The organism is Nonomuraea sp. B5E05 (genome assembly GCF_039880665.1).
Lineage (GTDB): Bacteria > Actinomycetota > Actinomycetes > Streptosporangiales > Streptosporangiaceae > Nonomuraea.
On sequence record NZ_JBDPMJ010000008.1, the window covers coordinates 325,714 to 346,561 of the forward strand.

Sequence of the window (20,848 nt, forward strand, 5' to 3'; positions counted from 1 at the left end):
CTCGCCATCAACCGCGGGTTGAACATCGGAGAGAGGGCCGAGGATATATAGCGGCGCTCCAGATTCTCGAAACCGAAGAGCGGATACGCCGACCGGCACGATCTCGCACGAACAATCGTGCTGAGTGCCACTCGAGAGGATAGGGCCGTAGCCGCCGCTCGTCCGGTGTTCGCCGGGTGGCGGATCATGCGCAGCGACGCCGGGCGGTTGTGGGCGACGCGCGAGCGGCCGTTTCCCCGGGCCGTTGAGGACGCGGGCGCGCACCGTACGGTCGATGCCGACGATCTGGTGGGGTTGTGCCAGGCCATCGCGGCCCAGGAGGGCATCGCCGAGCAGAGGTGCCGGTTCGTACGGACCATGCGGTGACCGCGTCCGCCGTCGATCTCGCTCCGCCTGATGTCCTCACGGACGAGGACTGCCCGGGGATTTCGCCGCATCCGGCCGTGCCGCGCTCCGGGTGTACGGCGCTGCGGTGGATCGGGCAGGGTCTCGGGCCCGGCCGGGTCGTCGCGCACACCTGCTCCTGCCAGATGACCGCCTACGAGTTGGTCTCCTGCGCCGGCGTCTACCAGATCCGCCGCCGGACCCTTTCCCGCCGGGGCGTGCCGCCCGTGTCCTGGACGGCTGAATGGTGGCGCCGTGAGGAGGCGCACGAGTGGTGGCGCCGCCTGCTCGTCGGCCAGGCTCGATGAGCAGTCCCGCCGGTCGGGGGTCGAGCCCGGCCGGCGGGGCCGCGGGCGGCCTGACGTACACCCAGGGGTTCAGGCCGCCCGCCCGTAAGACCCGCCCGCACACCCCCTTCCTGGTGAGACGACAGGCGATCACATCGGCGGGATTGTCGGCGGCGAAGGATACGGTTGACCCGTGGAACTCTCCCCCCAGCAGGTGCTCGGCCTGCGGATGTCCAGCCTGCTGCTACGAGCGTCGCCCGGTGGTGCCGGGCGGGCGACGGGCGTGGCCGAGGTGGTGAGCTGGCTCGGGGCGATGCAGGCGCAAGACCTGGCCAGCGGTCTGTGGTCGTTCGGCGTGAGACTGCCCGGATGCACCGCCGCCGACGTCACCGCCGCGCTGGAGCGGCGTGAGGCGCTGCGCACGTGGCCGATGCGCGGCACCATCCATTTCGTCCCGTCCCGCGACGCCCGCTGGATGGTCGAATTGATGGGCGTCCGGGTGCTGAGCGGTGCGGCGCGGCGGCGCGAATACCTCGGCCTCTCCGAGGAGACCGCCGTTCAGGCCATGGAGGTGCTGGGCGCGGCCCTGACCGGCGGCGGGCGGCTGAGCCGGTCGGAGTGCCTGGCCGTGCTGGCCGGCAAGGGCATCGACACCAGTGGCCAGCGCGGCTACCACCTGCTGTGGTACGCCAGCCAGCGGGGCCTGCTGTGCATCGCCCCCAACATCGGCAACGAGCAGAGCTTCGTGCTGCTCGACGAGTGGGTTCCCGACCCGCACCGGCCAGAGCGCGACGAGGCGCTGGGCACCATCGCCCTGCGTTACTTCCGCGGCCGTGGACCGACCACAAGGCAAGACTTCGCGGGCTGGGCCGGCCTGACCGCGGCCGACGCCAAACGCGGCATCGCCGTGGCCGGCGACGCGCTGGCCCGGGTGACCGTCGACGGGGTGGAGACGTACGTCGACGCGGCGCTCCTCGACACCGCCCCTTCCCCGGCGGGCGACGACGAGGTGCTCGTGCTGCCGGGGTTCGACGAATACCTGCTGGGCTACAAAGACCGCTCACTCATGGTCGCCGACGAGCACAAGGCGGCCATCATCCCCGGTAACAACGGGATCTTCCAGTCCACGGTGGTGCGCGCCGGCCGGGTCGTGGCCATCTGGAAACGCACCCTCACGAAGAGCCGGGTACGGATCGCCGTGCAGCCGCTCTCACCGCTCCGCGGAAGCGACCGGGCAGAGGTTGAGCGGGCGTTCGAGCGGTACGCGCAGTTCGTGGAACGCACCCCGGAGGTGCGCTGGCCGTGACCTGGCGGCCGAGCTCTGGGGCGTTTCGGCCGCGGCCGTGGCATTCGCGGGCGAAAGGCCCAGGACCACCCCTGCCCAGGTCATCTCCAGGGAAGGGCGGCGAATAATCTGGTGGGGAAGGTGAGGAGCCGTGATGACCGAACACCGTCGGGACGCCGCGCTTTCCCTCTCCGAGCAGGCGACCATACACGAACTGCTCGACGCCGACCGCCGCAGAACCACGGACCGTATCGCCCTGCTGGGCCGCGACCGGGACGGGATCGTCACATCGTCGGCGCTGACGGCCTCCGACGACGAGCACGACCCAGAGGGCACGTCCACGGCGTTCGAGCGGGCCCACGTCCAGGCCCTTCTCGATCAGGCCCTGACACACCTCGCCGAACTGGACCTCGCTTCCGAGCGGCTACGCGATGGCACCTACGGGACCTGCGCGAGGTGCGGGCAACGCATCCCCATCGAGCGCCTGAAAGTCCTCCCGGCCATCAAGACCTGTGTGAATTGCGCCTCCCGCCGCCGCTGACCTGCCCCGCCTTCTGGACCTGCGGACGCGGCGGCCGTCCGATCGCCCCGGGAACGTACTCGAGGGGAACACCGAACGCCGCGGGCCCAGCGTCGGCGCCAGAAGAGTCGAGTGGCCGCCCGTCGTAGCGGGCGGCGTCCTCGGTATCGGGGCTGGAGCCGCACAGGCAGGTTCCGAGATTGCCGCCAACTCAGGTCGCTGGGTGAAGCTGACCAAGGAGTCCGCGTAGCTTGCCGAGAGATGCGGGTTGATGGAAAGCAAGACTCCAGGCGTCAGCCATGCCATGGTGGGGCGGCCGGGCTCGATCAAGTCGTGGCTCCAGATCGCGAAGGGGCCCGGATCGGTTGCGCCCAACCCGGCGCTTCTGGCTACTGCTGCAGCGGTTATGGCGCAGCTTGCGATGCAGCTGACCATGAACGAGATCACCGACTATCTCGTCACGATCGAAGAGAAGGTCGACGATGTGCTGCGCGCCCAGAAGGACGCCGTGTTGGCCCGCATGATCGGAGTGGGCTTCGTTATCGAGGAGGCCATGACCATCCGAGAGACGAGGGGCCGGGTCGACGAAGTCACGTGGTCGAAGGTACAGACCGCGCCGGCGACGATCGCAGAGTGTCAGCTTGGCGAAGCCGACGTCGGTCCGGTCAGTCGTCGGAGTATCCGTACAGCGGCGTGATCGGCTTCCCCTCAGCGAAGCGGTCGGGATTGAAGGCGGAGATGTCGATGGTCTGGGTCCGGTCCAGGGCCAGTTCGGCGAGGGCGCGGCCGACGGCGGGGCAGATCTTGAAGCCCATGCCGGAGAAGCCCGCGGCGACGATCAGTCCTTCCAGCCCTGACGTGGGCCCGAGCAGGGGGCGGGCGTCGGGGGTGAGGTCGTAGACGCCGGTGACCCCGCCGGCGATGCCGGCCTCGGCCAGGGCGGGGATGCGGCGGGCGGCGCGGCCGACCATCTCGACGGCCAGGTCACCGGGTACCTGAGGGAAGTCGTCCGGGTCGATGCCGTCCCTGGGGCCGGTGAACTCGCCGAGGAGCAGGCCCGCCCCGGGCTCCGGTCTGAAGTAGGTACCGGTCCCCGAGTCGATGCAGGCCGTACGGCTGGCGGCGCCGTTGCCGCCGTCACGCAGGACGGCCACCTCGTGGTACTCGGATTCGATGGGCAGGTCGACACCGATGCCCTGGAGAAGCGGGCGAGTCCAGACGCCGGTGGCGAGGATGACGAGGTCGGCCAGGATGTCACCGTCGTCGGTGGTGACGCCGCGTACTCGGCCGCCTTCTTCGATGAGGGCGCGGACCGGGGTGTTGGGGCGGTAACCGACGCCCAGTTCCCTGGCTCTGGCAAGAAAGTCGCCGGCGACAACGGCGCCGTCGCCGTACCCGGCCCTGGGCTCGTACGCGGCGGCCACCACGTCGTCCACCTGCCAGCCGGGCTCGAGCTCCAGGACGTCGGCAGCGGTGATGACCTCGGCCTCCGCTCCGCAGGCCACCTGCATTTCGACGTTCTTCCTGAGCTGCTCCTCCTCGCCTGGGCCGACGATCCGGATGAAACCGCATTCACGGAAGACCGGGGGACGGCCGATCCGCTCTGCCCATTCGCGGAAGTAGGTCAGGCTGTCGACGGCGAGCCGTACCTCCTGGTCGAAGGTGTAGTGCATGCGGACCAGAGCCGATGAGCGGCTGCTCATGCCCTCGCCGGCGTGCCGTGCGTCGAGCACGGTGACCGAGCTTCCCTTCACAGACTCCTGTGCGGCCAGGTGGAACGCGGTGGACGCGCCCACTACTCCGGCGCCGACGATGAGGATTTCAGGCACGGCTACAGCTCCAGGACTTTGGACAGGAACGCCTTGGTGCGCTCTTCCTTGGGGTTGACCAGGCATTCCGCGGGTGGGCCTGACTCGATGATGACGCCGCCGTCGAGTACGGCGACCTGGTCGGCCACTTCCTTGGCGAAGCCGATCTCGTGCGTGGCCACGATCATCGTCATGCCGTTCCTGGCCAGGACCTTCATGACGTCGAGTACTTCGCCGACGAGTTCGGGGTCGAGGGCCGAGGTGGGCTCGTCGAACAGCATGAGGTGCGGCTTCATGGCCAGGGCACGGGCGATGGCGACGCGCTGCTGCTGGCCGCCGGAGAGCTGGGCCGGGTAGTTGTCCAGTTTGTCGGCGAGGCCGACCCGGGTCAGCAGCCGGACGGCCTCGGCCTCGGCCTGGTCGCGGGACAGGCCGAGTACGCGCCGGGGGCCGAGAGTGACGTTCTCGATCGCGGTCATGTGCGGGAACAGGTTGAACCGCTGGAAGACCATGCCGATGCGTACCCGCTGGGCGCAGATCTGGGCCTCGGTCATCTCATGCAGGCGCTCCCCGTCACGCCGTACGCCGATCCGGTCGCCTTCGACCTCCAGTACGCCGGCGTCGATCTGCTCCAGGGCGTTGACGCAGCGCAGCAGGGTCGACTTGCCGCTTCCCGACGGACCGAGGAGGACGAAGGTCTGCCGTGGGTAGACGGTGAGGTCGACGCCTTTGAGCACGTCGGTGGCGCCGAACCACTTCCAAACCTGCTCGGCCCGGACCATCGGTTGATCAGGATGAACCGGCTCTCTTACGACAACGGGCGCGTCCTCGACCGGCCGGCGCGGTTTACGGCGGACGGCGGCATCGCTGAAGCCGCGGCCGAAGTATCGCTCGACGTAGTGCTGGCCGACGCTGAGTACCGAGGTCAGCAGCAGATACCAGAGGGACGCGACGACCAGCAGCGGGATGATTTTGAAGTTCTGCTGGTAGATCTGCTGGACGCTGGTCATCAGGTCGAGACCGGAGATGACGGAGACGAGCGCGGTCATCTTGAGCATGGAGATCGACTCGTTGCCCAGGGACGGGATGAGCACCCGCATGGCCTGCGGCAGGATGACGAACCGCATGCGGCGCGCACTTGGCATGCCGAGCGACATGGCCGCCTCGCGCTGCCCGGAGTCGACCGAGATGATCGCCGCGCGGACGAGTTCGGCACAGTAGGCCGCCTCGTGCGTGGCCAGCGCGATGATGGCCGCGGTGGCCGCGCCGACGACCGCGTTCGTGGGCACGGAGGCGAACACGATGCCGGTGAGCGGGATTTCGAGCACCAGGTTGGGGTAAAGCGCGCCGAGGAATCCCCAGAAGATGATCTGGACCAGCAGTGGTGTGCCGCGGAAGAACCAGATGTAACCCCAGGCGACCGCGGCCAGCACCGGGTTGCCCGACAGCCGCATCACCGCGAGAGCCACACCGCCGACGACACCGATGACCATCGCGATGACGGTTAGCTGGATCGTGACGACGAGCCCGTACATGATCGAGGGCGCGAAGAGATACTGCCCGATCGTCGGCAGGTCGAGGTTGGGGTTACGCAGCAGCGACCAGCCGAGCGAGAACAGGAGGTACGCGATGAGGATCGCCGCCGCCCACCGGCCGTAACGGCGGATCGGCACTACGGCCGCGGGTGGCGGCCGGTCTCCTGAGCTACTCACCTTGGTTGACCTCTGCCTTCTGTACGGCGATGTCCTGCACGCCGTACTTGGTGAGGATCTTGAGGTAGGTGCCGTCGTCGATCAGCGACTGAAGTGCGGCCTGGACGGCCTTGAGGAGTTCGGTGTCGGTCTTGTTGACGCCGATGCCCTCCATGCCGCCGCCGAACTCCGCGGTGACCGAGGGGGCGTCGACGAGTTCGAAGGCGGCGCCGTTCTCGAAGGTCTTGACCGCGTACGCGGCGGCGGAGGTCGCCTGGACCCTGGCCGCCGCCTTGCCGCTCTTGATGGCCAGGAACGCCTCACTGTCGCCGGGGAAGCGGAGGACCTCGACACCCGGCTTGCCCTCGGCCTTGAACTTCTTGCTGAGCTTGTCGATCGAGGCCTCCTCCGAGGTGGAGGACTGCACCGCCACGGTCTTACCTGACAGGTCGGCAACGTCCTTCAGCCCTTGCGGGTTGCCCTTGGCGACGAGCATGGAGTACCCGTCCTTGGCGTAGTCGACGAAGTTCAGCGATTCGCGCCGCTTGGGGGTGTCGAAGGTGCCGGCCATCATGATGTCGGCCTTACCGGCCAGCAGCGACGGGATGATCGCGTCGAACGCGGTCTGATCGAAAGATGCCTTGACACCGAGCTTCGCGCCGATCGCCTGGCTCAGGTCGTAGTCGATGCCGGTCGGCTGCTTCCCTCCGGCCGTGGTGTACATCTCCCACGGTGGATACGGGATGTTGCTGGCGACCTTGAGTACGCCGGCCGACTTGATCCGCTCGGGAAGCAGCTTCTGCGCCTCGGGGTCGGCTGCTCCTGCGGGCGCGGCAGAAGATGCGGCCACTTCGGGAGCGGGCGGGCTGGACGCCAGGCCGCCGCACGCGCTGAGCGCGACGATCAGCCCGGCAACGGTGGTGAGAATCTTCGCCGGCTTCATCAGAGGGCTCCTCGCTGCGGTGTCAAAGACGACGCCAGGTCGCCCATGAGGGCGGCGCTGTCGTCGGCGAACTCCACGTTCGTCAGACCTTCCAGCAGCCGCGGGATCGACGCGGGTTCCAGCCGGTCGGTGGCCAGCCAGGTGAACTTCTCCCGGATCTCCTCCGGCGTCCACCCAGGTTCCGGGTAGAGAACGTGGTCGACCCGGCCGGAGGTGAGCACGGTGCCGTCGGTCAGCGTGACCGTGACGATCGCCGAGTCGCTGCCCTCCGGATCGTTCACCTCCGACAGGTAGTAGAGGCGGCTGAGTTCCTCTGATACGACGACCTCGACCCGCCTGGCCAGGCCCCCGATCAGCGGATCGGCCAGCCGTGCGTCCGCCATCTGATCAGGGCCGACCCGGCCGTCCGCCAGCATCGCCGCGACCGGCCACGCCATGTTGAACTGTGCTTCCTCGGTCGTCTCCGGCATCCGGGTGCCCAGCCGTACGGCATCGGGGTAGGTCTCGACGACGACGCGTTCGATGGTCTCCGGTGTCAGCGGGTTCTTCTTGTGTAGTTCCTCGACCGCCAGCAGCGCCGGATGGGTCCAGGCGCAGCTGGAGTACCGCTTGAAGGTGATGCCGCGGGGCAGGTAGTAGTCCGCGCCCAGGTCGTCGGTGAACGGGCGGAACTCCTCAAGGTCGAGGCTGGGCTGGATGCCGGTGAAGCCACGCTTGGCCAGTTCGGTGGACAGGAGGCCGGTGAGCGCACCGAACCCGACGCCGTGCTTGACCATGCCGGGAGTGTCGATCGCGCGCATCATCGGCAGGTGTGGCGAGTCGTATTCCGCGATGCCCAGCGCGTGCGTCGTCGTCTTCTGGTCGAGACCGAGGACGTGGCAGGCGATCGCGGCGCAGGCCACGGCACCCCAGGAACCACAGGCCCGGTAGGTGCGCTCCGCCGAGCGGACCTCGCTCTGCTCCTTGTTGACGCAGCGCCCGGCGCGGAAGGCGATCTCGTAGCCGACGACGATCGCGGTGATGAGTTCGCGACCGGTGAGGTGGTGTTCTTCGGCCAGCGCCAGCGCGGTCGGTACGATCTGGGCGCCCGGGTGTCCCCAGGTGTAGATGCCGCAGTCGTCCACGTCCACGGCGTTGGCCGCGACCGCGTTGGCGAACGCGGCGCCGGGGGTGCCCAGCCGCTTCCCGCTGATGACCGAGGTCGCGGAGCCGGCCGGCCACCAGGTCCGCGCGAGGTCGTCGGCGACGAGCGAAGACGTGGTCGTACGTCCGGCAATCATGGCGGCGAGCGTGTCGGTCAGGCACATGACGGCCCGTTCGATCACCTCGGGGGGCAGCGCGTCCCAGGTGAGCTCGGTGATGAACCGCGCGGCCGGGGCCTCACTCATTCGGGTCCCCCTTGTGATGCTTCTACAGGTACATGTTTAATGCGGCAAACAGTTCCATTCGGAAATATGGCATGTCAAGGGATAAATCTCCTTGTATTTGCCTAGAGAACGGTGAGTGCAGATTTCACTAGAGACAAGTAAGGGGGATGCCGCGCTGGCGCTGCTCTGGGCCACGGTCCACGCACCCGGCGGCGGCAAGCCGCGCTGCAGGCGATGCGACGCCGAACGCTCCTTCCATCGCATCTCACGCCGCCGCGCCTACGCGTGCGACAGTTGCGGCGCGCACGTCTACCCGACCGCGAGCACGCCGTTCGCCGGCTCGCCCGTACCCCTCGAAGATTGGCTGGACGCGGTCGTCCTCATCGTGGACGCACCGGGAAAGACCAGGCCAAACCGGGTGGCGGAGGCGCTCGGCACCGGCTACCGCAGGGCCTGGCGGATGACCAAGCGGATAGAAACCACGCTCCATGCGGGCGGTGAGGACGCGGCCCTGCTCCACGAACTCGCGGCGGCCTGGAAGGGGCAGGGCAGCCTCGACCCCGTTCCTGACAGTCCAGAGGACCGGATCCGGCGGGCCGCTTGCAAGATCATGGCTCAGCGCGGGATCGACGCCACCCGCATCGCCGACATCGCTCGCGAGGCAGGCGTCTCCAAGGCCAGCATCCACTATTACTTCCGAAGCAAGGACGAGGCGCTTCTGGCCGCGTTCCGCTGGGCCGGCGATCAGTTGCACGCCACCCTGCAGCGGCTCCTCGATGACGACGCGGGAACCGTCGAGCACGTACGCCATCTGCTCGAGCTCAGTATCCCCCGTGACCAGGGCACCTTCGAGGAGTACCTGCTGTGGCTGGAGGTCTGGGGCAGAGTCAGGCGTCATCCTGCCTTCCTCGACGAGTGCGTCCGGATGTCGCAGCGCTGGGCCGATGCCGTACTCGCCGTGTTCACCGCCGGTGTCGAGAACGGCACGCTGCACCCGGTCGCGCCGCTCCCCGAGGTGCGCGAACGGTTCACCGCGATCGCCGAGAGCCTCGCCCTTCGCACGACCCTCGGTTACAAGTCGTCGAGTACGGCACGCGAGGTGCTCGCCCGCTTCACCGCGGAACAACTCGGTATCCCAGCTAAGGAGCTCACATGACGGACATCGTCATCCGCGGCGGCAAGGTCATCACCATGGACCCCGCCCGGCCGTACGGCACAACTCTGGTGATCACCGGCGGCCGGGTCAGCTATGTGGGCGATGACGCTGTAGAGATCGGACCCGATACGGAGGTGATCGAGGCGGCGGGACGGATCGTCTGCCCAGGGTTCATCGATCTGCACACACATACCGATCTCGACCTGTTCGACCACCCTTCCTACCTGCTGTTTCAGAACTATCTGCGGCAGGGCATCACGACCGTGCTCGCCGGGAACTGCGGCATGGCCAAGATGCCTCCCGGCGAGCTGCTCGCCCGCCTCGATGCCCAGCCGCCCGCGGTGAACTTCGGCACGCTCGTGGCACACGGCTATGCCCGTATGGCGTGCGGAATCCCCGACGGCCGGCGCAAGGTGACCGAGGCCCAGCTCCAGACCCTCCTGGCCATGGTCGGGAAGGGACTGGCGGACGGCGCGTTCGGAATGTCGACCGGGCTGGAGTACATCCCCGGCCTCTCCACCAGGACGGCCGAGTTGACCGCGTGCGCATCCGTGGTGGCCGGGCACGGCGGCTTCTACGCCAGCCACATGCGCAGTGAGGGGGACGACCTGCTCGCCGCGGTCGAGGAGGCCATCAGGATCGGCCGCGACTCCGGCGTCCAGATCCAGCTGTCCCACCTCAAGACCGACGGCGCCTGTAACCAGTGGAAGACCGCAGCGGTCATCGCCGCGATCGAAGCAGCCAGGGCCGACGGCCTCGACGTCGCCGGCGACCAGTACCCCTACACGTTCTTCGGCTGGAACCCGTCCATCTTCATCCCCAGCGAACTCCTCATCGAGAAAGACCGCCAGGACCCGGAACAGATCAAAGCCGCCATCCTCGACCGCATCACCCGCTACCACAACGGCAACGGCGACCTCGTAGTCGTCTTCGACTGGACCGACACCTCTCAGAAGCGCTGGCAAGGCATAACGCTGTCGGGGATCTTGAAAGCCCGCGGCGTTGAAGCGACACCGGAAGGCGTCGCCGACCTCATCCTGGAAATGCTCCCCTTCGAGAGCCAGGACACCCTGATGGGCACCGACATCAGTTCCAGCGACGAGTCGGTCAAGCGTTATCTCGCCCTGCCGTACGTCTCGATCTGCACCGACGGCTTCAACCAGCCGTGGCTCGCGCCCTGTCATCCGCGTAACTACAGCGCGTTCCCCAAGGTCCTCGGTGAGTACGTCAGAGACAAGCAGGCGCTGCCGCTGGAGACCGCGCTGAGGAAGATGACCGCGGTACCGGCAGCGATCATGGGCCTGACGGACCGAGGAGTGCTGCGAACAGGCAACCACGCCGACATCGTCATCTTCGACGAGGCAACCATCGGCGAGAACGCCACCTTCGCCACTCCCGCCGCGCCAAGCGGCATCGACTACGTACTGGTCAACGGCGTCATCACCGTGGAATCAGGAAACTTCCGCGGCGTCACCCCCGGCATGGTGCTCAGAAGCCGGCAATCGTGATCGAGCCGTCGCCCGCGAGAGGGAATCCCGGGCGGCGTTCCCCGCCCGAGGCCGTCGCCGCGGTGCTCGACTCCTGAGCTGCCCTGTGGGTCGTCACAATGAACGGCCCTTCAGCGTTGGTGCGCGGGCCTAAGACACGCGTTGAGCGCTCTGGCAGCCTCGATCTCAGCGGTTGAACGACATTCACCGGCGTCGGCGGTGAGCCGTTCAGCCAGAGGGAGTAGATCGTGGGCTTCGGCGAGCAGTGTGCGGGCGGTGGCGGTTGGCCTCGCCCTGTGGTCCCCCGGGCCGGGGCGCGGCTCAGCTACGGCCTGCACCGTGTCCTCGCCGCCAACCACCTGTACCGGAGGCTCGCGGCCTGGCTCGAACGCAGGCGGCCGGCCTACGGGTGGTTCACCCGGGTGGAGCGGGTGGCGAAGGAGCAGCTGTACGGATGCCGCATGTGCGGCCAGTGCGCGCTGCCCGACACCGGCTACACCTGCCCGATGACCTGCCCGAAGCAGCTGCGCAACGGCCCCTGCGGGGGCGTGGCGGCCGACGGCCGCTGTGAGGTGCATCCCGATCTGGTCTGCGTCTGGGTGACCGCGATCGAGCGGGCGCAGGGCGCGGGGCACGGCGCCGACCTGGATCTGCTGCAGCGCCCGGTCGATCACCGCGAATGGGACCGCAGCTCGTGGGTGAATTACTGGCAGGGGCGTGACGACGGGCTGGCTGTGGCGTACAGCGAGGACGAACCCCGCCCGCTGCTGCGACGCGAGCTGGGGTTGAGCCCGCGATGAGCGGGCTGCGTGCCGCGTTCGAAGCCGGCAGGTTCGCCGTCACCGCCGAGATCGGCCCGCCCAGAGGGGCCGACGCGGAGGCGGTCACGCGTAAGGCGGATCTGCTGCGGGGCTGGGTCGACGCCGCGAACGTCACCGACAACCAGGGGGCGAACGTCCGGATGTCGAGCCTGGCCGGCAGCCTGCTCGCCCAGCGCGCCGGCGTCGAGCCGGTGATGCAGCTGACCTGCCGCGACCGTAATCGCATGGCCCTGCAGTCGGACCTGCTTGCGGCGGGCGCCCTCGGCATCCCGAACGTGCTGCTGCTGACCGGCGACCATCCCCGGTTCGGCGACCATCCCGAGGCCAAGCCGGTCTTCGATCTCGACGGGGTGCAACTCGTCTGGACCGCGCGCACCCTTCGGGACGACGGCGTGCTCATCTCCGGCGAGGCCGTCTCCGCCCGCCCGGCCTGGTTGATCGGCACGGTGGAGAACCCGTTCGCACCGCCGCTGCGGTTCCGGGCCCGCCGGCTGGCCAAGAAGGTGAGCGCGGGCGCGGGCTTCGTCCAGACGCAGTACGTGTTCGACTTCGAGGTGTTCGAGCGCTGGATGGCGGGCCTGCGGGATCTCGGCGTGACCGACCACTGCAAGGTCATCGCCGGCGTCGGCCCCATCCGCTCGCTGCGTGCCCTGGAGTACATGCGCACCGCCGTGCCCGGCGTGCACGTTCCCGACGAGGTCGACCGGAGGTTGCGCGGGGTTCCCACCGATCGGGTCGCCGAGGAGGGGATCCGGATGTGCGTGGAGGCCGTCCAGCGGCTCGCCACGATCCCCGGCGTCGCGGGCGTGCACCTCATGGCGCTCGGCTTCGAGCACGGCGTGCCCGACATCCTGCGGCGGGCCGGCATCCCCCAGCCGCCGGCCGCGCTTCCCGATCACAACCACCACCACCCCATGGAGGGCATCGGTCATGCTCGTTGACTTCCGGCCCCACGCCAAACTCAGCGGTACGAGTCCCCTGGACCTCATGACCTCGCTCGCGCCCGTTGTCGAGGCGTTGCGGGAGGTCACGGACCTCGGCAAAGTCCGGCTCGTGTGCGACTGGGTCCAGTACAAGTCGAACTTCCGCGAGGTGGTCGACGTCAGGCCGATCCTGCTGTGCCCACAACTGAGCGCGGGACCCGGCCCCGCCATCGTGCCCCTGGGCGTCCGGGACGACGCCATCGAGATCGCGGTCGACGTACGACGCAGTGCCGGCATGTCCCTTGAGGAGGTCACCGCCGCCCTGCGGCGGGAGCGGGAGAGCGGCCGGGTCCCGCTGGAGGACTGGGGGCCGGGCAGCGGCAGTTGCGTCTGGGAGTTCAACGCCCGCTACTGGAAGGACCTGGACCTCTGGGAGAAGTCCACTGGCCGGGGATACGAGCAGGCGCTGCCGGGCGGGGAGAGCGACGCGCACAACCACGACGCCGCGCGGGACGTGATCCGTGACCTCTTCGAGGTCTGGGACGCGCTGGCCGACGGCGACGCCCTGCCCGAGGAGCTCTACGTCGTCGAGCTCGGGGTGGGCAACGGCAGTCAGGCGAAGGTCTTCCTCGACGAGTTCCGCGCTCTCGACGTCGAGCACGGGCGCGACTACTACCGGCGCCTGCACTACATGATGTGCGACTACTCCCAGCATGTGCTCGACCTGGCCCGCGAGGCGGTGGGCGAGCACCGGGCACGGATCAGCTCGTTCGTGCTGGACGCTACGGCGCCGTGCACCTCGCTCGGCTTCCTGAAGTACAAGGTCTTCCTCGTCTACGTCTCCAACGTCTATGACAACCTGCCGACCGACGAGGTCGCCCAGCTGGGCGGGCGGACCTACGGCGTGCAGGTCCGCGCCTACCTCGACGACGCCGGCGTGGCCGGGCTCGCCGAGTCGGCAGGGGCCGCGGTGGACGAGCTGCCGGTCCTGGTGCACAAGCTGCTGCGGCTCGGGCCGGGGCTGCTGGCCGAGGTCGATCCGGCCCGGTTCGCCGACGTGGACGCCGCCGTCGCCTTTTGGCGGGCGGTGTGGGACCTGGTCAGGCTGGAGGAGAGGTACGTCCCGTTGGCCGGGCTCGACCTCTACGCCCTCGCGCCGGAGATGAGCGGTGAGCTGCTGCGGCCGCTGCTCGAATCAGGCGCCGACATCCGCATGCACGTCAACAACGGGGCGGTGGCGAGCTTCGCCGACAGCCTGAAACTGCTGCATCCGTTCGGCAGGCTCGTCTGCCATGACCTGTTCGTCACCGACGTGCAGGCGTACCGGACCAACTTCCGGGGCCCCGGCAAGTACGAGGGGTCCGTCGTCAACTGGGTGAACGGGCCACTGCTGGCGCACGTGGGCCGGCGCAACGGCTTCGACGTGCGCTACGTGCCCTTCGCACACCGGGTGGGCGGCAACATCGTCACGATGACGGCGCAGGTGAGGGACTGATGTCCGACCTGATGAGCGGGCTGCCGCTGCTCCCCACCAGCGTCGTCGGCTCCTACCCCGTCCCGGAGTGGATGGAACGGTTGAAAACCGACTACTACCGCGGCCGGATGAGCTACGCGCAGCTCCGGGACCTGCACGACATGGCGATCAAGGCGGCGCTCCGGGACCAGGAGCTGGCCGGCATCGACATCGTGTCCGACGGCGAGCTGCGCCGCGACAACGACATCGACTACTTCCTCGCCAGGATGCCGGGCATCGACATCCCGCAGACGGCGAAGGACTTCTACTTCGACTACTACGACGCCAGGGTCACCGAGCGGCTGTCGGTCACGGACACGGCGCCGCTGATGCTGGCCGACGACTTCTCCTTCACCGCCGAGCAGACCTCGGACCCGGTCAAGTTCTCCTTCACCGGGCCGTTCTCGCTGTCGCGGCGGGTGCGGAACGAGGCGTACGACGACCCCGCCGAGCTCGTGCCGGCGATCGCGCGCGTGCTCAACGCAGAGGCGCGCGCCCTGGCCGCGCGCGGTGCGCGGCTGCTGCAGATCGACGAGCCCTTCCTGGCCGGCTACCCCGGCGAGGTGAAGACGGCGATCGAGGCCGTCAACATCGTCACCGAGGGCGTCGACGTCACCTGGGCGCTGCACGTCTGTTACGGCAACCGCTACGCGCGCCCCTCGTGGGAGGGGCACTACGACTTCCTGTTCCCCGCCGTGCTCGACGCCGAGGTGGACCAGCTCGTGCTGGAGTTCGCGCGCAAGGGCTACGCGGATCTGCCGGTGATCGACAAGTTCGGCTGGGACCGCACGATCGGGCTCGGCGTCATCGACGTCAAGTCCTCTGACGTGGAAACCCCGGAGGCGGTCGCGTCCAGGATCCGCACCGCGCTCGGCCTCGTCCCGGCCGAACGGCTGGTCATCAACCCCGACTGCGGGCTGCGTAACATCTCCGCGCCCGTCGCCAGGGCCAAGCTCGCGGCCATGGTCGCCGGAGCCGCCGCCGTGCGGTCCGAGCTGACCGGCGCCCACCCCCTGAACCTGCTCAACCCATCGCACGAGGAGCCCGCGCAATGATCGACGACGACTACGTGTTCACCTCCGAGTCCGTGACCGAGGGCCACCCGGACAAGATCGCCGACGCGATCTCCGACGCCGTGCTGGACGCGGCCCTGACCCTCGATCCCTGCTCCCGGGTCGCCTGCGAGACCCTGATCACCACCGGCATGGTCGTCCTGGCAGGGGAGATCACCACGCCGAAGCTGCTCGACTACACGCAGATCGTCCGGGACACCGTCAACAGGATCGGCTACGACGACGGCGCCTACGGCTTCGACGGTCACTCGTGTGCCGTCCTCGTGGCGCTCGACAAGCAGTCACCCGACATCGCGCAGGGCGTCGACCTGGCGCACGAGCATCGCAGCGACCGCTCGGGCGACGAGTTCGACCGCGCCGGTGCCGGTGACCAGGGCATGATGTTCGGCTACGCCACCGACGAGACGCCCGAGCTCATGCCGATGCCGATCGCGCTGGCGCACCGCCTGTCCCGCAGGCTCGCCGCCGTGCGTAAGGACGGGACGCTCGGCTACCTGCGCCCGGACGGCAAGACCCAGGTGTCGGTCCGCTACCAGGGTGACGTCCCGGTCGGCGTGGAGCAGGTGCTGATCTCGACCCAGCACGCCGAGGAGGCCACGCTGGAGCGGATCCGCGAGGACCTCTGGCGGCACGTCGTCATCCCGGAGCTGCCGGCCGAGCTGTACGACGCCGACGCGCTCCACCGCAGCCTGCTGGTCAACCCCACCGGCAGGTTCGTGATCGGCGGCCCGGTGGGTGACGCCGGCCTCACCGGACGCAAGATCATCGTGGACACCTATGGGGGATTCGCCCGGCACGGCGGCGGCGCCTTCTCCGGCAAAGACCCCTCCAAGGTCGACAGGTCCGCGGCCTACGCGGCGCGTCACGTCGCCAAGAACGTGGTCGCCGCCGGCCTCGCCCGCCGGGTGGAGGTGCAGGTCGCGTACGCCATCGGGGTGGCCAGGCCGGTCTCGGTGCTCGTCGAGACGTTCGGCACCGAGCGGGTGAGCCGGTCGCTGATCCGGACCCTGGTGGCCGAGCACTTCGACCTGCGCCCCGCCGCGTTCCGCACGTATCTCGGACTGCACAGCCCCATCTACGGCCAGACCGCCGCCTACGGGCACTTCGGGCGTACGGACCTCGACCTGCCGTGGGAGCGGACCGATCGGGCCGACGTGCTCCGCCGGGCGGCCGCGCTGTCCGCCGACGCCGTCCCCGCCACGCTGTGACCGGAACGGCCCCCGACGTCGGCCGGCTGGTCGTCTCCTGCACCGACCGGCCGGGCATCGTCGCCTGCGTCTCGTCGTTCCTGTATCGGCGTGGGGCCAACATCGTGCAGTCCGACCAGGACTCCACCGGGCCCGCGGGCGGCCGGTTCTTCCTGCGCGTCGTGTTCCACCTGCCCGGACTGGACAAGGAGCTGCCCCGGCTGGAGCGCGAGTTCCGGGAGGAGGTCGCGGTCCGGCTCGGCGCGGACTTCCGTTTCCGCGCCGTCTCCGCGCCGACCCGGGTGGCGCTCTTCGTGTCACGGTACGACCACTGCCTGCTGGATCTGCTGTGGCGGGCCCGTCGGGGTGAGTTGCCCATCGAGGTGTGCCAGGTGGTCTCCAACCATCCGGACCTCGCCGGCGAGGTGGCCGCTTTCGGGGTGCCGTTCGAGCACGTCCCGGTGACCAGGGCGACCAAACCGGAGGCCGAGCGGCGCCAGCTCGACCTCCTGCGGGGCCGGGTCGATCTGCTCGTCCTGGCCCGCTACATGCAGGTTCTCTCGGGCGACTTCCTGGACCGGATCGGCGTCCCGGTGATCAACATCCACCATTCCTTCCTGCCCGCGTTCGCCGGCGCCGGGCCGTACGAACAGGCGAAGGAGCGCGGCGTGAAGCTCATCGGGGCGAGCGCGCACTACGCCACCGAGGAGCTCGACGAGGGGCCGATCATCGAGCAGGACGTCGTCCGGGTGTCGCACCGCGCGAGCGTGCGCGAGCTGACGCGGCGCGGCGCGGACATCGAGCGGACCGTGCTGGCGCGAGCCGTGGCCTGGCACTGCGAGGACCGCGTCCTGGTGAACGGCCGCACCACGATCGTCTTCTGACCACATCCACTGAGGAGTAACCGTGCCCGCAGGGACGACCGCGGTGATCGGATCGATCGCCACCGACCACCTGATGCACTTTCCGGGCCGCTTCGCGGACCATCTCGTGGCCGACCGGCTCAACCGGGTGTCACTGAGCTTCCTGGTCGACGATCTCGTCGTCCACCGGGGCGGGGTCGGCGCGAACATCGCCTTCGGCATGGGAGTCCTGGGACAACGCCCGGTGCTCGTGGGAGCCGTCGGCGCCGACTTCGCCGGCTATCGGGCGATCCTCGAACGGCACGGCGTCGACTGCGGCGGGGTCCTCACCGTGGAGTCGGCCCACACCCCGCGCTTCACCTGCACGACCGATGACGACCAGTGCCAGCTCGCGTCCTTCTACCCGGGGGCGATGACGGAGACCAAGAACATCGCACTCGCCCCCATCGTGGAGCGGTACGGCACCGAGCTGGTCATGGTGTGCGCCAGCGATCCGGACGCGATGGTCGCGCAGACCGAGGAGGCCAGGTCGCTGGGTGTGCCGTTCGCCGCGGACCCGTCGCAGCAGCTGCCCCGCCTCGACGGTGACCAGTGCCGCTCTCTGGTCGACGGCGCCACCTACCTGTTCACCAACGAGTACGAACTGGAACTGCTGATCCGCAAGACCGGCTGGGACTCCGACGAGATCACCGGCCGGGTCGGCCTGCGGGTGACCACCCTGTCCGACCGAGGCGTCGACATCGTCGGCCGCGACGGCACCGCGCTGCACGTCGGGGTGGTGCCGGCCCGGACGATCGCCGACCCGACCGGCGTCGGCGACGGGTTCCGGGCCGGTTTCCTGGCCGGCGGGAACGGCGGGCTGGGGCTGGAGCGGGCCGCCCAGCTCGGGGCGCTCGTCGCCACGCTGGTGCTGGAGACGAACGGCGCCCAGGAGTGGGTCATCGACGCCGACACCGACGTGGCCCGCCTGCGCGAGGCTTACGGGGAGGAGGCGGCGGCGGACATCGAGCCGGTGCTGTGCGCCGCCCTGACCTGAGCGGCGGTGCCGCGTTTCCCCGGCCGCGTATTCTTGTCGTGGCGCACCTTGTGTGCGCGAAGTGCGAGGAGATGCGGCATGCGAAGCATCGGATACCTCGGCGTTCAGTCCGCGTCGGGGGAGGATTGGCTGGGCTTCGGCCCGCGCGTCTTCGGCTTCGAGACCTACCGGCTGCCCGACGGCACGGTCCGGGTGCGCTGGTGCGACCGGTCCCACCGCCTCGCGATCCACCCGGGAGACTCCGACCGGCTGCTCTACCTCGGCTGGGAGATCGGCGCCGAGGAGTCACTGGAGGGCGTCGCGGCCCACCTGAGCGCCGCCGGGTTCGAGGTGACGGAGGGTTCGGCGCGGCTGGCGGCCGAGCGCTCCGTCGAGCGGCTCATCTTCTTCGACGACCCCTTCGGCCTGCGGCACGAGTTCTTCGTCGGCCAGGAGGAGAGGGCGGGCTCCTACCAGGGCCGGCGGCCGACGTCGCGGACGGTCACCGGCGCGCTCGGCCTGGGCTTCGTCGTGCTGCGGCTGCCGGACCTCCAGCGGGGGCTCGACTTCTACGCCGGCGTGATGGGCATGAAGGTGTCCGACGCGATCAATCTCGGCGCGCACCTCGGCGAGATGTGGTTCCTGCGGTGCAATCCCCGCCACCACAGCATCGCCCTGCTCGAAGGGGGCGACGACCTCCGGCTCGAACACCTGATGATCGAGGTGACGACGCTGGAGGAGGTGGAGATCGCCTGGGACCTGGCCAGGAGAGAGATGGACGCCTTCGTCAGCCCCGGACGCCGGCTGTCGGACAACATGTTCCTGTTCCGGGTCAGCACCTCGACCGGCTTCCACGTCTGTTACGGGTGGGGTGCGACCCCGGTCGACGACGACGAGGGCTGGATTCCGCGCTACATCGACTCGTCGACCGGCGCCGGCATCGTCTACTCCGCCGCGGCCGTCGTGACGGCGGGCGATTCGTCCCCCGAGGTCAAGCACTGACGTCGAGGGCGTCGATGATCTCCAGGGCCACCTGCGCGGCGAGGCGGTCACGATAGGCGTTCAGGTCCAGTCCGGTGATCTCCTCGATCCGGTGGATCCGGTAGGTGACCGTGTTGGGATGCACGTGCAGCAGCTTCGACGCCCGTTGCGGGCTGTTGTTCTCCCTGAAGTAGCACATCAGCGTGGCGATGAACTCCGAATGGTGCTTCCTCTCGTGGCGCAGCACCTCGCCGAGGATGTCCGTGGCGAACTCGCGCAGCGTCTCGATGTCGGGCACCTGGAGCAGCAGGCGACCGATGCCCAGTTTGTCGAAGGCGACCACGGCGCCGCGCTGGCCGAGCCGCCGGATCACCTCGGTGGTCCTGCGTGCCTCCTCGTACGAGCGGGCGATGTGCGCCGGTTCGCGGAAGGCGCCGCCGACGCCGATGGACACGCCGACGTCGGGGAACAGCGCCCCGAGGCGTTGCACGCACAGGGTGCCGAGCTGCTCGGCCCTGGTGGTGGAGCCCGGGGTGGTGCTCTCGGTCAGCACCACGACCACCTCGTCCGTACGGACGGAGGTGATCGCGTCCGGGGACTGGGCGGTGAACAGGCGCGCGGTCGCGCCCGCGGCGCGTTCGGCGACCAGGGCGCTGCGCTGGGTGTCGCCCGCGGGCGGTTCGATGATGATCGACAGGACGCGGTGGTCGCGCTCGCTGTCGTAGCCGAGATGTTGCGCCCAGCGGACGACCTCGTCGTGGTCCCGGCCGGACCCGGACAGCAGCCCTTCGATGAGGTCGTCACGCACCTGGCTGGCCGCCGAGAAGATGACGCGCTCGCGGGCCAGGATCACCCCGCAGATCGTCGCGGCATGCTCGGCGATCATCAGGTCGATGTCCTCGCCCTGGTCCGGTGCCGCTCCGACGAGCGAGACGAGATAGGCGGGCACGGTGCCGCCGACCAGGATCGGGGCCACGACGCGGGCCCGGCCGCGCGCCGGGTCCGGCAGCCGGAGCGGGTGGCGGGACTTTCCGGCGTCGGCGAGCATGTGCGCCAGCCGTGGATGGATCAGATGGTCGTGGACGTACTGGATGGCGCTTTCGTGGCTCTCGCCGGGGGAGGCCGCGGCGAGGATGCCCATCTTCTGGCTGATGACGGCCACCGTGACGTCGGTCCGGTGGGCGACGAGGTGGGCGACCGTGCCGATGTCGGCGTCCTGGAGAGCCAGGCCGGACAGGTGACGGTAGATCTCCACCAGGTCGCGGAGCGTCCGGTTCTCCTGGGTGATCACGGTGGAACCGCTGGTGACACTGGTCAGGCCGGTGAAGGGTGACTCTGCGGCCATGAGCGAATCCTAAGGTCGAACGCCGGGGTTGCCATGTGTGTGAGGACAAAGAGTACGTGTCCATGCTGTGGTGTGGCCCAGGGTGCTCCCTCGTCCGGTCGGCTATACGTGGAAACCGGCCTGCGCCCGCCGCCATCCGAGGGACCGGCATTTCGGGTGGTCACCGCCTTCGACGGATGCCCGGTAACGATCCCGAAAC

The 20,848-nt window shown here is 69.1% G+C and carries 20 protein-coding genes and 1 pseudogene; 15 read left to right on the top strand and 6 right to left on the bottom strand.

Translation table 11 applies throughout. The features are described 5' to 3' along the window. Positions 1–186 precede the first annotated feature (186 nt). The 5 genes from ABGB01_RS17955 to ABGB01_RS17975 all read left to right on the top strand — a co-directional run bounded on the left by ABGB01_RS17955 (position 187) and on the right by ABGB01_RS17975 (position 3,173). Positions 187–366 (top strand): hypothetical protein, encoded by a 180-nt coding sequence (locus tag ABGB01_RS17955; protein WP_347774568.1) that lies wholly within the window; start codon positions 187–189, stop codon positions 364–366. Then, complete coding sequence (locus tag ABGB01_RS17960) at positions 363–692, top strand: hypothetical protein (RefSeq protein WP_347774569.1); 330 nt, start codon at positions 363–365, stop codon at positions 690–692. Before ABGB01_RS17955 ends, ABGB01_RS17960 begins: the two co-directional genes overlap by 4 nt. Before the next feature lie 172 nt (positions 693–864). Further along, entirely contained in the window at positions 865–1,977 is a 1,113-nt protein-coding gene (locus tag ABGB01_RS17965) for a winged helix DNA-binding domain-containing protein (protein WP_347774570.1), read from the top strand. Positions 1,978–2,110: 133 nt separating this feature from the next. Continuing rightward, the gene (locus ABGB01_RS17970) at positions 2,111–2,497 is read left to right on the top strand and encodes a TraR/DksA C4-type zinc finger protein (protein ID WP_347774572.1); all 387 of its coding nucleotides are present in this window, start codon (positions 2,111–2,113) and stop codon (positions 2,495–2,497) included. A 250-nt stretch (positions 2,498–2,747) separates the two neighbouring features. After that, positions 2,748–3,173, top strand: coding sequence for a hypothetical protein (locus ABGB01_RS17975; RefSeq protein ID WP_347774573.1), 426 nt, complete (start codon positions 2,748–2,750; stop codon positions 3,171–3,173). Here the strand turns inward: ABGB01_RS17975 and ABGB01_RS17980 are convergent. The 5 genes and pseudogenes from ABGB01_RS17980 to ABGB01_RS18000 form a co-directional block, all read right to left on the bottom strand. Then, positions 3,142–4,305 carry an FAD-binding oxidoreductase gene (locus ABGB01_RS17980; protein WP_347774575.1) on the bottom strand — a complete coding sequence of 388 codons (1,164 nt, stop codon included), beginning with the start codon at positions 4,303–4,305 and terminating at the stop codon, positions 3,142–3,144. The genes ABGB01_RS17975 and ABGB01_RS17980 overlap by 32 nt on opposite strands. 2 nt (positions 4,306–4,307) lie before the next feature. Beyond that, complete coding sequence (locus ABGB01_RS17985) at positions 4,308–5,066, bottom strand: amino acid ABC transporter ATP-binding protein (protein WP_347774612.1); 759 nt, start codon at positions 5,064–5,066, stop codon at positions 4,308–4,310. Between the two features lie 117 nt (positions 5,067–5,183). Then, a pseudogene (locus tag ABGB01_RS17990) lies at positions 5,184–5,819 on the bottom strand (amino acid ABC transporter permease); the annotation flags it as partial. A gap of 169 nt (positions 5,820–5,988) precedes the next feature. Then, positions 5,989–6,918 carry an ABC transporter substrate-binding protein gene (locus ABGB01_RS17995; RefSeq protein ID WP_347774576.1) on the bottom strand — a complete coding sequence of 310 codons (930 nt, stop codon included), beginning with the start codon at positions 6,916–6,918 and terminating at the stop codon, positions 5,989–5,991. After that, positions 6,918–8,306 (bottom strand): MmgE/PrpD family protein, encoded by a 1,389-nt coding sequence (locus ABGB01_RS18000; protein ID WP_347774577.1) that lies wholly within the window; start codon positions 8,304–8,306, stop codon positions 6,918–6,920. The genes ABGB01_RS17995 and ABGB01_RS18000 overlap by 1 nt, the downstream gene beginning before the upstream one ends. A 115-nt stretch (positions 8,307–8,421) precedes the next feature. On the opposite strand from ABGB01_RS18000, the gene ABGB01_RS18005 reads away from it, so the two are divergent. The 10 genes from ABGB01_RS18005 to ABGB01_RS18050 all read left to right on the top strand — a co-directional run bounded on the left by ABGB01_RS18005 (position 8,422) and on the right by ABGB01_RS18050 (position 19,325). Then, the gene (locus tag ABGB01_RS18005) at positions 8,422–9,441 is read left to right on the top strand and encodes a TetR family transcriptional regulator (protein WP_347774579.1); all 1,020 of its coding nucleotides are present in this window, start codon (positions 8,422–8,424) and stop codon (positions 9,439–9,441) included. Between the two features lie 35 nt (positions 9,442–9,476). Beyond that, on the top strand, positions 9,477–10,949 hold the full coding sequence (locus tag ABGB01_RS18010) for an amidohydrolase family protein (protein WP_347774580.1): 1,473 nt from the start codon (positions 9,477–9,479) through the stop codon (positions 10,947–10,949). Between the two features lie 275 nt (positions 10,950–11,224). Continuing rightward, entirely contained in the window at positions 11,225–11,728 is a 504-nt protein-coding gene (locus ABGB01_RS18015) for a methylenetetrahydrofolate reductase C-terminal domain-containing protein (RefSeq protein WP_347774581.1), read from the top strand. After that, entirely contained in the window at positions 11,725–12,690 is a 966-nt protein-coding gene (locus ABGB01_RS18020; protein WP_347774582.1) for a methylenetetrahydrofolate reductase, read from the top strand. Before ABGB01_RS18015 ends, ABGB01_RS18020 begins: the two co-directional genes overlap by 4 nt. After that, complete coding sequence (locus tag ABGB01_RS18025) at positions 12,680–14,167, top strand: hypothetical protein (protein WP_347774583.1); 1,488 nt, start codon at positions 12,680–12,682, stop codon at positions 14,165–14,167. Before ABGB01_RS18020 ends, ABGB01_RS18025 begins: the two co-directional genes overlap by 11 nt. After that, a complete protein-coding gene (locus ABGB01_RS18030) occupies positions 14,167–15,240 on the top strand; it encodes a hypothetical protein (RefSeq protein WP_347774584.1) in 1,074 nt (357 codons plus the stop codon). The genes ABGB01_RS18025 and ABGB01_RS18030 overlap by 1 nt, the downstream gene beginning before the upstream one ends. Then, positions 15,237–16,466, top strand: coding sequence for a methionine adenosyltransferase (metK, locus tag ABGB01_RS18035; RefSeq protein WP_347774585.1), 1,230 nt, complete (start codon positions 15,237–15,239; stop codon positions 16,464–16,466). Before ABGB01_RS18030 ends, metK begins: the two co-directional genes overlap by 4 nt. After that, on the top strand, positions 16,463–17,329 hold the full coding sequence (gene purU, locus ABGB01_RS18040; RefSeq protein ID WP_347616189.1) for a formyltetrahydrofolate deformylase: 867 nt from the start codon (positions 16,463–16,465) through the stop codon (positions 17,327–17,329). Before metK ends, purU begins: the two co-directional genes overlap by 4 nt. A gap of 22 nt (positions 17,330–17,351) precedes the next feature. Continuing rightward, entirely contained in the window at positions 17,352–18,344 is a 993-nt protein-coding gene (locus tag ABGB01_RS18045; RefSeq protein WP_347774586.1) for a PfkB family carbohydrate kinase, read from the top strand. 78 nt (positions 18,345–18,422) lie between these two features. Continuing rightward, positions 18,423–19,325, top strand: a complete 903-nt coding sequence (locus tag ABGB01_RS18050) for a VOC family protein (protein WP_347774587.1) — start codon at positions 18,423–18,425, stop codon at positions 19,323–19,325. Here the strand turns inward: ABGB01_RS18050 and ABGB01_RS18055 are convergent. Further along, positions 19,315–20,649, bottom strand: a complete 1,335-nt coding sequence (locus ABGB01_RS18055) for a helix-turn-helix domain-containing protein (protein ID WP_347774588.1) — start codon at positions 20,647–20,649, stop codon at positions 19,315–19,317. The genes ABGB01_RS18050 and ABGB01_RS18055 overlap by 11 nt on opposite strands. Between the last annotated feature and the right edge of the window lie 199 nt (positions 20,650–20,848).